The 11676-nt window shown below is 68.5% G+C and carries 11 protein-coding genes; 7 read left to right on the forward strand and 4 right to left on the reverse strand.

The features are described from left to right. Nucleotides 1-220: 220 nt before the first annotated feature. Entirely contained in the window at nucleotides 221-940 is a 720-nt protein-coding gene (locus CMC5_RS12495; RefSeq protein WP_050430621.1) for a dienelactone hydrolase family protein, read from the reverse strand. 184 nt (nucleotides 941-1124) lie between these two features. Between CMC5_RS12495 and CMC5_RS44380 the strand changes: the two genes are divergently transcribed. The 4 genes from CMC5_RS44380 to CMC5_RS12520 all read left to right on the forward strand — a co-directional run bounded on the left by CMC5_RS44380 (nucleotide 1125) and on the right by CMC5_RS12520 (nucleotide 8234). After that, nucleotides 1125-1829: a hypothetical protein gene (locus CMC5_RS44380; protein ID WP_156338519.1), complete on the forward strand. Its 705-nt coding sequence runs from the start codon at nucleotides 1125-1127 to the stop codon at nucleotides 1827-1829. A gap of 208 nt (nucleotides 1830-2037) precedes the next feature. Continuing rightward, entirely contained in the window at nucleotides 2038-3645 is a 1608-nt protein-coding gene (locus tag CMC5_RS12510) for a peptide chain release factor 3 (protein WP_050430624.1), read from the forward strand. A 41-nt stretch (nucleotides 3646-3686) separates the two neighbouring features. Beyond that, nucleotides 3687-4973, forward strand: coding sequence for a DUF3037 domain-containing protein (locus tag CMC5_RS12515; RefSeq protein ID WP_156338520.1), 1287 nt, complete (start codon nucleotides 3687-3689; stop codon nucleotides 4971-4973). A gap of 177 nt (nucleotides 4974-5150) precedes the next feature. Further along, a complete protein-coding gene (locus CMC5_RS12520; RefSeq protein WP_169796524.1) occupies nucleotides 5151-8234 on the forward strand; it encodes a PfkB family carbohydrate kinase in 3084 nt (1027 codons plus the stop codon). A gap of 37 nt (nucleotides 8235-8271) precedes the next feature. Here CMC5_RS12520 and CMC5_RS44385 read toward each other — a convergent pair whose 3' ends face one another. Beyond that, nucleotides 8272-8439 carry a hypothetical protein gene (locus CMC5_RS44385; protein ID WP_156338521.1) on the reverse strand — a complete coding sequence of 56 codons (168 nt, stop codon included), beginning with the start codon at nucleotides 8437-8439 and terminating at the stop codon, nucleotides 8272-8274. Between the two features lie 391 nt (nucleotides 8440-8830). Here CMC5_RS44385 and CMC5_RS12525 point away from each other — a divergent pair, with 391 nt between their 5' ends. Next, complete coding sequence (locus tag CMC5_RS12525) at nucleotides 8831-9214, forward strand: hypothetical protein (RefSeq protein ID WP_050430626.1); 384 nt, start codon at nucleotides 8831-8833, stop codon at nucleotides 9212-9214. Nucleotides 9215-9394: 180 nt separating this feature from the next. Here the strand turns inward: CMC5_RS12525 and CMC5_RS12530 are convergent, their stop codons facing one another. Continuing rightward, a complete protein-coding gene (locus CMC5_RS12530; RefSeq protein ID WP_050430627.1) occupies nucleotides 9395-9631 on the reverse strand; it encodes a hypothetical protein in 237 nt (78 codons plus the stop codon). A gap of 60 nt (nucleotides 9632-9691) precedes the next feature. Further along, nucleotides 9692-10030: a hypothetical protein gene (locus CMC5_RS12535; RefSeq protein ID WP_050430628.1), complete on the reverse strand. Its 339-nt coding sequence runs from the start codon at nucleotides 10028-10030 to the stop codon at nucleotides 9692-9694. 117 nt (nucleotides 10031-10147) lie between these two features. Here CMC5_RS12535 and CMC5_RS12540 point away from each other — a divergent pair, with 117 nt between their 5' ends. Together CMC5_RS12540 and CMC5_RS12545 are read left to right on the forward strand one after the other, a co-directional pair. Next, nucleotides 10148-10723, forward strand: a complete 576-nt coding sequence (locus CMC5_RS12540) for a TetR/AcrR family transcriptional regulator (protein ID WP_050430629.1) — start codon at nucleotides 10148-10150, stop codon at nucleotides 10721-10723. A 165-nt stretch (nucleotides 10724-10888) separates the two neighbouring features. Next, nucleotides 10889-11638 carry a class I SAM-dependent methyltransferase gene (locus tag CMC5_RS12545; RefSeq protein WP_050430630.1) on the forward strand — a complete coding sequence of 250 codons (750 nt, stop codon included), beginning with the start codon at nucleotides 10889-10891 and terminating at the stop codon, nucleotides 11636-11638. Nucleotides 11639-11676: the final 38 nt, after the last annotated feature.

Raw genomic sequence — 11676 nt, forward strand, 5'->3', positions numbered from 1 at the left:
TGCCCAGCGACGATGGCTTCGTGACGTGAGCGACGGCTCATGCCTTCAGGGAAGGGTATCGGGCCGCTAGACCTCCGTCCATTCACCCCCGAGGGCATACGGACTGGTAGACCCCGCCTCACGCAGCGTCTCGAGAGCGTCTGTGGGGATGGACCTGTGCCGTCGCTCACGCGTGGAAGTCGCGCCGGATCTCTCCGCGTCCCACGAGGGATCGCGTTGCTCAGCCGAACAGCTCCTCGAAGAAATTGAGTGTCGCCTGCCACGACCGCCGTGCGGCATTCGCATGGTAGGCCAGCCCCTTGCTTGGCTCGTTCAACCCACGCGCCGTGAAGGCGTGCATCGCCCCTCCGTAAGCGTGAATCTGCCAGTCCGCCTTCGATGCCGACAGCTCCTTGGCCAGCGCCACCGTCTGCTCCGGTGTCGCCAGAGGGTCGTCCCACCCGTGCAACACCAGCACCTTGGCCGTGATCGTCTCTGCGTTCGGGAACGGCGGCGCATCAAACACCCCGTGAATGCTCACCACCCCGTTCACATCCGACCCGGAGCGCGCCAGGTCGAGCACGCATTTCCCCCCCAAACAGTATCCCATTGCCGCCGTGCGCTTCGCATCCACCACCGCGAGCCCCCGGAGCGTCGCCAGGGCAGCCGCCATGCGCCCTTGCAGCGCCTGCCGATCCTGGTTCAGCTCGCCCATCAACCGCCCCGCTTCCTCCGGCGTCGTCGCCCTCCGCCCCTTCCCGTACACATCGACCGCGAACCCCACGTAACCCAGCTCCGCCAGCGCAGCGGCCCTCTCTGCTTCCATTTCCCCTTGGCCCATCCACGTGTGCCCCACCAGCACCCCGGGCCGTCGCCCCTCGTGCGCAGGGTCCCACGCCACCACGCCTTCGAACGACCCTCCCGGCCCCTCGTAGCTCAGCTTCTCCGAACGAACCGCCATGACCTTCCAGCCCTTTCTCACGCCCTGCGTCGTGCCCTGCGCGCGCTCACCCGCGCCGCGGCCGAACGCCGTGCGTCTCGCCCGCGCGTAACACCTACCCGACCCCGACTCTTCCAGAGACCCGCCTCACCGGCCGCGCTTTCCGCCTGCGCGTCCCCCTGATCTACGGTATGCCCCGCCCATCATGCACACGCGCGGAACGGCAAAGAACGCATCCGAGCGAGGCCCGCTGACCAGCACCACGCTCGCCCTTTCCCTCACGCTCCTCACGGCCAGCGCCTGCAGCTCCACCGCCACCCGAGACCCGGCCACCCCCGCCGACGACCCCTCTGGCACCTCGTCCAGCGGCTGGATCTCCACCCCTCCCGAGCCCACGCCGGCCTCTCCTGCGCCTTCCGCCGAACCGACCGCCTCAGCCCCTGCGGTGCCTCCCCCGTCAGCTTCCGCCTCCCCCTCGTCCCTGGCACGCACCCCCGCCCCATCCCCCTCCGCATCGGCTCCCTCCGACCCCCCTCCCCACGACCACGGCCCTGAGCCCGCCACCCCCGCCCCGACCCCTCCCGGCCCTCCCCCCCACGTCGAACTCGAACCCGCCGCCTTCATGACCGGCGACGTCCCCAAGATCGACCAGAAGCTCGCCAAGCTCACCGACAAGATCGCCACCTGCATCGCCGACCACGGCGGCCTCTCCGCCAAGTCCGCCACCCTCAAGCTCCAGTTCCTCGTCCGCACCACCGGCCGCGCCGAGAGCGTCGAGATCGCCTCCAAAAAGTCCATCTCCGACGAAGCCGCCCAGTGCGTCCGCACCCTCCTCAAAGGCCGCTCCGTCGGCACCCCCAGCGACGACCCCACCGGCGTCACCCTTACCATCACCCTCAAACCCCGCTGACCCCGCCCCCTCTCCACCCCCACCAGGCGCACAGAGGGAGCGTGCGACCGGGGCGCGCTGGGGAGGGCCGCTGTCTGAGCGATACGGATCGCCCGCAGGGCGAGCCCGGATCGCGAGTTCGGAGGGGCCCCAGCGCGCCCCGGTCGCACGCTCCCTCTGTGCGCCCCCGGGTTGACGGCCTCTCATCCCTGCCTATCCTGCGCGCGCCGTGTCCGACTCAACGCTCCTTGCCCGCGAGATCGCCCGTCGCAAGACCTTCGCGATCATCTCCCATCCCGACGCTGGAAAGACCACCCTCACCGAGAAACTCCTCCTGTACGGTGGTGCCATTCAGATGGCCGGCGCCGTCAAGGCCAAGAAAGCCCGCGCCCACGCCGTCAGCGACTGGATGGAAATGGAGCGCGAGCGCGGCATCTCCATCGTCTCCAGCGTCCTCCAGTTCCCGTACAAGGGCCGACAGCTCAACCTCGTCGACTGCCCTGGCCACGCCGACTTCAGCGAGGACACCTACCGCGCCCTCATGGCCACCGACGCGGCCATCATGCTCCTCGACAGCGCCAAAGGCGTCGAGATGCAGACCAAGAAGCTCTTCCGCGTCTGCAAACTCCGCCAGATGCCCATCTTCACCTTCGTCAACAAGATGGATCGCCCTGGCCGCGACCCCTTCGAGCTGATCGGCGAAGTCGAAGAAGTCCTCGGCATCGGCGTCTACCCCGTCACCTGGCCCATCCACGCCAGCGGCAAGTTCCGCGGCGTCTACCACCGCGAACTCAAGCAGGTCTTCCTCTTCGAGCTCGTCGCCCACGGCGCCGAGATCGCCCCCATGGAGGCCACCACCCTCGACGCCCCCCACCTCCTCGAAGCCCTCGGCGAAGAGGCCGTCAAGCAGCTCCGCGACGACGTCGAGCTCCTCGAAGCGGCGGGCGACGCCCTCGACCGCGACCGCCTCGCCCGCGGCGAGGTCACCCCCATGTTCTTCGGCAGCGCCCTCACGAACTTCGGCCTCCCCCAGTTCCTGGACGCCTTCATCGAGCTCATGCCGCTTCCGGCCCCGCGCAACAGCGACAAGGGACTCATCGAGCCCACCGACGAACGCTTCACCGCCTTCGTCTTCAAGATCCAGGCGAACATGGATCGCCAGCACCGCGACCGCCTCGCCTTCCTCCGCGTCTGCTCTGGCCGCTACGAGCGCGGCATGAAGGTTCGCCACGTCCGCACGGGCCGCGAGGTACGCCTCACCAACCCCGTCCAGTTCATGGCCCAGGAGCGCACCGTCGTCGACGACGGCTACGCCGGCGACATCATCGGCATGTTCGACCCTGGCCTCTACCTCATCGGCGACACCATCTGCACTGGCTCCCCCGTCGCCTATGAGCCGCTTCCCCAGTTCCCACCGGAGCACTTCGCTCGCATGGCCATCCTCGACCCCATGAAGCGCAAGCAGCTCAAGAAGGGCCTCGAACAGCTCGGCCAGGAAGGATCCATCCAGCTCTTCCGACCCCCGGAGGGCCGCGAAGGCGAGGCCATCGTCGGCACCGTCGGCGAGCTCCAGTTCGACGTCGTGAAAGCTCGCCTCGCCGCCGAGTACGGCGTCGACGTTCGCGTCGAGCGCCTCTCCTTCAGCTTCGCCCGCTGGGTCGAAGGCGACACCCTTCCCCTCGCCGAGCTGGAGAACCAGCTCTACGGCTACGGCGCCCTCGACATCCGCGACAACCCCGTCGTCCTCTTCAAAGGCGACTGGCAGCTCGAGTCCTGCGTCAAAGCCTTCCCGAAGACCAGGTTCCTCGAACTCGGCAACAGCATCACCCACGTCTGAGCGGTTGCCGCCTCCCGAGCGCGCTGCGTAGCGTGCTCTCGATGGCTTCCTGGTCCCCCACCACGATCCGCTGGGTGAGCGACCCCCTCGCCAGCAGCACCGGTGCTGCCCGCGTACAGACCGACCAAGGGCCCGCATACGCCAAGCTTCTCGGCAATCCCGAAGGCCCCCTGGCTCTCTTTTGCGACTGGCTCGGTACCCATGCGGCGGCGTGGCTCGGCCTTCCCACCTTCGACCTCGCCGTCGTCGAGGTCACCGAGCCCGCCCTCGTCACCTATGCCGACGGCTCCACCTCGTGCCCTGGCCCAGCGCTCCTCGCCCGCCTCGAACACGGCACCACCTGGGGCGGCACCTCCGACGAACTCGCAGCCATCGAGAACCCCGACATCGTCTCGGGCCTCGTCGTCCTCGACACCTGGCTCCTGAACTCCGACCGGTACCGCCCCGAGGGCGCACAGACCCGCAAGAACCTCCGCAACGTCTTCCTCAGCGCCGAGCGTGCAGCTCCGGGCAAGCACCGTCTCCTCGCCATGGACCACACCCACGCCTTCGCGTGCAGCAGGCCCCTGACGACGACCCTCGCCCACCGCGACCGCGCCCGCGACGCCCGCCTCTACGGCCACTTCCCCGAGTTCGCCCCCTACCTCGCCCCCCAGCACCTCGCCCCCTTCGCCGCCCGCCTCCGCGCCTTCGACCGCCAGCTCGCGCGGCGCCTGCTCTCCACCGTCCCGACGGCATGGCGCCCGACGCCGGACCTCGTCGAGGCCGTCGCCACCTTCCTTGCCGAACGTGCCCACTTCCTGGCCGAGAACGTCCACGCGATGCTCGCCGAGCAAGGCCATCTTCTCCTCCGACCTCCCCTCGCGGCGCAGCCCGCATCCTCATCATCCACAGCACGAGCCGAACCCACCGCTCAGGATGGCCTCTCGGATGGGCAGAGCACCGCGATGCGCCTCACCCGCGGCTTCTTCAGCCTTCTCCAGTTCTGCCCTGACCTGGACCGTGGCGAGTGCGCGAACGTCGGTGTGGTCCTGTCTCTGCCCGAGCGTGGCTTCTTCGGCGTCCGGCTGAGCGACGACAACCGCGTCCCGCAGCGTCGCTTCGGTCGCGATGGCTTCGATGACGCCCGCCTGACCCTTGCCAAGAGAGCCCTGGAAGGCCGCCTGCGGCAGGAGGGCCCTGCCTGGCGGAGCGCCGACGACCTCCTGCGTTTCGCCAGGAAAGAAGGCAACCACCTCATCCTGTCGGCACCCAGGACCGTCCTGCTGGAAGATCCTCGCGCCGAGCTGAACGGGCTCTACGAGCGGCTCGTCCACCTGGACTCGTAGCCCCGACCCGCTGGATCGACCCGCTGCGCGGTGGTTCATCACCCGCGCATCACCCACGTCGCCACGACGCGCGAAGGCACGACGCCACCGCACCACCCGCGAAACCCCGACCCTGTTCCCTTCATCGAACCCTCGCGCGGCTCGGCACGCGCTCTTTCCGGGCCCGGGAGGCGAAACGTGGACGGGCCCTTCATCCTCTCCCTCGGCAGCATCAATGCGGATTTCCAGGTACGTGTCGACGAACCCCTGGAATCCGGACGGACGCTGATCGCCAGTGACTTCTCCCGCCCCGGAGGCGGCAAGACTGCCAACGTCGCCTTCCTCGCCCGCCGCCTCGGCGTCCCCGCCTGCCTTCTCGGCCGCGTCGGCGACGACGACCTCTGCGAACAAGCGCTCGCTCCCTTGTGCGCCACCGAGGTCGACCTCCGTCACGTCACCACGGCGCGTGGTTGCCCCACCGCCGTCTCCATGATCGCCGTCTCCTCGGATGGCAAGAAGAGCATCCTCCTCGCCACCAACGCCAACGACGCCTGGGACGAGGACGCCATCCGTGACACCGTCGACGCCATCACCGGCGCACCCGATGGCTCGGCCCTCAGCTCATCGAGAAAGCCCATGCCGTCCGGCCAGCATGACACCCCAGCCTCTTCCTCCTCGCGCGACGTGGCGTCGACGCGCGACGCCACGGCCCTCCGCGACCCCGCCTCCTCCCCCGATGCCGCCCCTCCCGGCGACCCGTCTCCAGCCTCGAACGGCATCGAGCCCGCGCCTCACTCTCCCACCGGCCCTTCCGCCTCCTCCGCTCCCGTCATCCACGACGCCCTCTTCTTCGACGACCTCTGCCCCATCGACGGCGCCGGCCCCACCTGCCTCGCCTTCGACCACTTCGACCCCGACGACGAGCGCCGCCGCGAGTCCCTCTTCTCCCTCGGCAACGGCATCCTCCTCACCCGCGCCGCTGCCCCCGAAGAGCGCGCCTCCACCCACCACTACCCCGGCACCTACCGCGCCGGCTGCTACGACCGCCTCGCCAGCGAAGTCGAGGGCGAGCCCGTGCAGCTCGAGTCCCTCGTCAACCTCCCCAGCTGGCTCCCGCTCACCTTCCGAGTGAAGGGCGAGCGCGCCTGGTTTTCCCTGCACCACGTCGAGATCCTCGTTTACCGCCACACCCTCGACATGGAGGCTGGCCTCGTCACCCGCGACATCACCTTCCGCGACCTTGCTGGACGCTCGACCCGCCTCCGCGAGCAGCGCCTCGTGAGCATGGCCCAGCACCACCTCGCCGCCCTCCAGATCGAACTCACCCCCCTGGACTGGCAGGGCACCCTCGAGATCCGCTCTGCCCTCGAAGGCGACGTCGAGAACACCAACGTCCAGCGCTTCAAGCGCTACGACAACCGCCACCTCGACGTGATCACCCGCGAGGCCCGCAACCCCGACATCCTCGTCCTCGGAGCTCGCACCCGGCAGTCGCACATCCACATCGCCCTCGCCTCCCGGACCCGTGCTTTCCCCCCTTCACCTTGGTGCGGCGCTGCCGCTCGCGACCTCCATCAGGACGACACCTCCATCGCCGAGCACCTGCAGTGCGACGTCGCCCCCGAGCACCCCGTCCGCATCGAGAAGATCGTCGCCCTCTTCACCTCCCGCGACCCTGCCATCTCCGAGCCCACCGAGGCTGCCCTCCTCGCGGCCCGCGGCGCCCCCGACTTCGACGCCCTGCGCGCCGCCCACGTCGCCACCTGGGCCCGCCTCTGGGCCCGCGCCTGCATCACCCTCGAGCGCCCGGACCACGCCCGCGCCACCCGCTTCCACACCTTCCACCTGCTCCAGACCGCCTCGCCCCACACCCCCCAGTTCGACGTCGGCTTCCCCGCCCGCGGCTGGCAAGAGGCCTACCACGGCCACATTTTCTGGGACGAACTGTTCCTCTTCCCCTACCTCGACCTCCGCTTCCCCGAGCTCTCCCGTGCCTTCCTGCACTACCGCACCCGCCGGCTCGACGAGGCCCGCCTCTCTGCGCGCCAGCACGGCTACGACGGCGCCATGTTCCCCTGGCGCAGCGCCAGCACGGGCCGCGAGGAGACCCCGCGTTTCCAGCTCAACCTGCTCTCCGGCCGCTGGATGAACGACCCTACCCGCCTCCAGCGTCACATCGGCGCGGCCATCGCCTACAACCTCTGGAACTACTTCAACGCCACCGGCGACACCGACTTCCTCGCCGACCACGGCGCCGAGCTGCTCATCGAGATCGCCCGCTTCTGGGCGAGCATTGCCCACCTCGACGCCACCACCGGCCGCTACGAAATCCGCGGCGTCATCGGCCCCGACGAGTACCACAACGCCTACCCAGGCGCCGCGTCCCCTGGCTTCGACAACAACGCCTACACCAACCTCATGGCCGTCTGGACCCTGTGCCGCGCCCTGGAGGTCTTCGACCACCTCCCTGTCGCCCGTGGCAAAGAGCTGCGCGACATCCTCCGCCTCGGCGACGACGAGCTCGCGCGCTGGGACCGCATCAGCCGCCGCATGCGCCTCGTCTTCCACCGCGACCCCGAGCACGGCGACGGCCTCCTCAGCCAGTTCGAAGGCTTCGAGCGCCTGAAGCCTCTCGACCCCCGCGCCTTCGCCGAGCGCCACCCCGAAGGCCGCGTCGACTGGGTGCTGGAAGCCATGGGCGACACTGCCGACGCCTACCAGGTCACCAAGCAGGCCGACGTCATCATGCTCTTCTACCTGCTTCCGTGCGGCGAGCTGACCGACCTCGTGAACCGCCTCGGTTACGAGCTGACCGACGACCAGGGCCGCCGCACCCTCGCCTACTACCTCGCGCGCCTTTCCCACGAGTCCAGCCTCTCGAAGGTCGCTTGTGCCGGTGCCCTCGCCCGCATCGATCCGGCGGCCTCCTGGGACTACTTCCAGCAAGCCCTTCGCAACGACCTCGACCGCGCGCACAGCAAGAGCGCCTGCGAAGGCCTCCACCTCGGCGCCTTCGCCGGCACCACCGACATCGTGCAGCGCCATTACCTCGGCATCCGCCCTCAGACCCGAGGCATCCGCCTCGACCCCGCCATCCCCGAACAGCTCGGCTGCGTGCGCTTCGCCTTCCAGTACCACCGCGACCACTTCGAGGTGACCACCCACGGCACGACCCTCACCCTGCGCGCGAGCCCCGAGAACCGCGCCGCCTTGAAGATCGTGAACCGCACTCGCCTGGAGCTTCTTCGCCCTGGAGACACGGCCGACTTCGAGAGCGCCTGAGCGCGACGTCGATCCTGACCCTCCGGCCGTCGCCTCATCATTTCTTGATCTCGACGCATGCGTGCGGATTGCGTGGCTTCCCGTTCTCGACCACCGCGCTGCAGATCGTGGTGCCGTCTTCGCAGTGCTTCGGACTTCTGAAGTAGAACCAGTCGACGTGGACCATGCCGAGGCGGCACTTCGGCGCCCGGGCCCCAGCGTGCATTCGCGCGCTTTCCCCCCTGCACCCTCATGGGCTCGTGCCTCTCTGACCGGCTCGGTCTGGTCTCGTTCGTTGCTCTCCTTCGACGGACGTGTGATCGACGCGATTCGAGAGACATTCGTTCGAGTCCGGATTCTGGCCGCGGTATCGAGGTTGCCGCGTGTCCAGATCGCGGTCCCATCTCCCGTCAGCGGCGATTGGTGCAAACTCGGAACCACGGAACTCATCGAGCCGACGGCCGAAGGGGTGCCGCGCGATGTTCACGCAAAGGCTCTCGGAACGCCTTGGGTACACTTGTCGGCCCCTGGGAGCGGTCCAAGAGTGCCGGCGACAGCGACGTCATCCCCCGACGGGGATACCGGATTGTCGCGACCAACCACGAGGAATCTACGCCATGAAGAATCGATGGATGATCTCTGGTGCAGCCATGCTCTCGCTCGTCGGAGGTGGCATCCTCGGCATCGGATGCATCACCCCCACGGATGATGCCACCGTCGGCGAGCCGACCGCCGCAGAAGCGTTGCAGACACCGAGCACGGACGAGGCAGCCGTCGACGACTCGATGGGCGAGGCCAAGGACGCCATCGAGACTCCTGCCACTTCGGACCAAGGAGACGTGGGCTCCGAGGAGGGCAGGGGACGATTCCAGTGCTACCTCGACCGGTGCTTCACGCCGCATCAGGCCTGCACGTGCAGCAACACCGGCTGGGCAGGCTACTGCGGAACGGGAACCACCCACCCAGGGTGTCTCTACTGTCGCTGCTCGACCGGTGGCTGACCGCAGCGGATCGCCGCACATCGCATCTGGAAGGCCCGCGCGAGCATCCTCCCGACAGGTTGTTCCACGTGATCCCCGGTTGCCCATTCTGACAGGAATGGTTGACCGGGGACGCGAGGATGCGTGTGCCGTCCGCCGAAGCGGCGGTGCAGCAGACGGCACTGCTCTTTCGACGGGGGCTCAGACCGGAGTCGCCTGATCCTCCGGGCCCTCCAGCCCATTGAGGTGGTCGAGGATCTTCAGCTTCAGCTCCCGAGAGATTGGATATCCCTGAATCTTGCGGCGGATCTCGTCGAGGGATGTTCCCTTCTCGCGCAGACGATCCACCGTGCCGATGAAGAGCTTTTCGAAACCGTAGTCCGCAATGGCCTTCGAGATGAGAGCGAGGACGCCGAGGAGAGCAATGCCCCCGAGCATCCCGAGTGGTCCTCCGAGTGCGGCAAGAGCAGCCGTCACAGCAGCAGCGCCTTCCAGACCTCAGCCCGATGAATGCCGCGCGAACCATGCCAGCACGTTCTCCCAGAGCGGCTGTGCCTTCGGGCGGAAGTACCCCATGTGCCCGAGCTCCCCGAGCCCTGCGTGCGGATCGATGTCCACGCATTCCACCTCGGCATTGCGGTAGGCTTTCATGAAGGCGTCCCGGGAGCGCGGCTGCGCCCACAGATCATCGAGCGCGTTTGCCGCCACGATCGGCGTCCGGACCTCGGCGAAGCGCTCGGCGAGATAGGACATGGCGGGCTCGTCGAAAAAGTAATGCCGGTGCTGGCACCACCGCTTCCATTCCCGATACACACCCAGCGGCAGATCCTCCCCCATGCCCAGGAGGCTCGACGGGAGATACCCCTTCCACCAGGCCAGCCGCGCGCCTGGACCGCGTCCTCGGCGCACCCCGCGCCCCCTGGAATGCTATATCCCGCTCCAGCAGGTGCCCCGATGAGTTCCAAGGTGCGCGACCGCATGGTGCACGGAGCGGCCGACATGATGCGGCGCCGCGGCGTGAACGCCATGAGCGTCCGCGACCTCGCCGTCCACACCGGCGCCCCCCTCGGGTCGACCTACCACTACTTCCCCGGCGGCAAGCAGCAGCTCGCCGAGGAAGCCGTGCGGTTCTCGGGCCGGAGCATCCACCGCCTGCTGGAGCGCGCCCTGGAGGCCGGTCCCGTCGAGGGCGCCCGCGCCTTCCTGACCCTGTGGCGCGAGGTCGTGGTGAGCAACGACTTCCGCGCGGGCTGCCCGGTCCTCGCCGTGACCATCGAGGAGCCGCCGCCGGGCGAGGCCTCGTCGCCCGCGCTGATCGCTGCCGACGAGGTCTTCCGGGACTGGGAGTCGTTGCTCGTCGCGTCCCTCACGCAGCACGGCGTCGACCCCGCGCGCGCCTCGACCCTGGCGACCCTCATCGTCGCCGCGACCGAAGGCACCGTGGCCATGTGCCGTGCCCGTCAGAGCATCGAGCCGCTCGACGCCGTCACCCGCGAGCTGCTCGCCCTCCTCGAAGCCGCCGTGGGCTGAGCGGCAACGACGGAGAAGTCCCTCGAAGTGAATCACCTCGGAGACGGTTCGCTCCTGCGACCGGACCTGCGTGGTCCGCCCGCGGCAGAGGCCTTCCGCGCCACCTGCACCATCCCCTGGAATGCGAATGACTCCGACGACTGGCCTGGCCTATGAATCCGGCCCATGTACCACCTCTTCAACGAGCTAGCGCACAGCTACGATCTCCACACCCCTCCCGAGAACTTCCAGCACGACCACGCCTTCGTGCTCGAGGAGGCGAGGTCGCTGGGGACGCCCTGTCGGCTGCTCGACGTCGGCTGCGGGACGGGGGCGCTCCTCGAGAAGGCCCGCAACGCTGGCATCCTTGCCACGGGCATCGACGCATCTCCAAAGATGGTCGAGCTCGCTCAGGCGCGCGTCGGCCAGGAGGCGGTCACCCTGCGGCGCATGGAAGAGATCGATGAGGAGGGCGCCTACGACCTCGTCGTCTCGCTCTGCTGGACGATTCATTACAGCGCCGGCCGTGCTGGCCTCCTGGACGTCCTGAAGCGCATTCACCGCGCACTACGCCCCGGCGGACGAGGCATCATCCAGATCGCCCACGCGGCCCACGCGCCAAAGCGAACCCTGGAGAGCCGCATCCCAGGGCCGAACGGTGAACCGGACGACGTCGTGATGCTCTTCCGGTTCCGCCCGGCGCCCACCGAGGAGCCATCAATGCACGCGGAGTATGTCTATGCCTGCAAGTCGCTGAACGAGTTGCTCTACGAGAATCACTTGCTGAGCATGACCGACGCCCACGCCTTCGCCGCATGCGCCCGTGAGGCTGGCTTTGCCCAGGTCACGGTGTATGACTCGTCGAAGCGGGCTCCCTTCAGCGCGGCGCCGAATCCCCTCGTGTGCGTCGAGAAGGCCCACGACGTCGGCCGGTGAACCAGCGATCGTGCGCCTGAATGCAGCGTGCCACTGGA

Origin of the sequence: Chondromyces crocatus (assembly GCF_001189295.1) — a bacterium.
GTDB lineage: Bacteria > Myxococcota_A > Polyangia > Polyangiales > Polyangiaceae > Chondromyces > Chondromyces crocatus.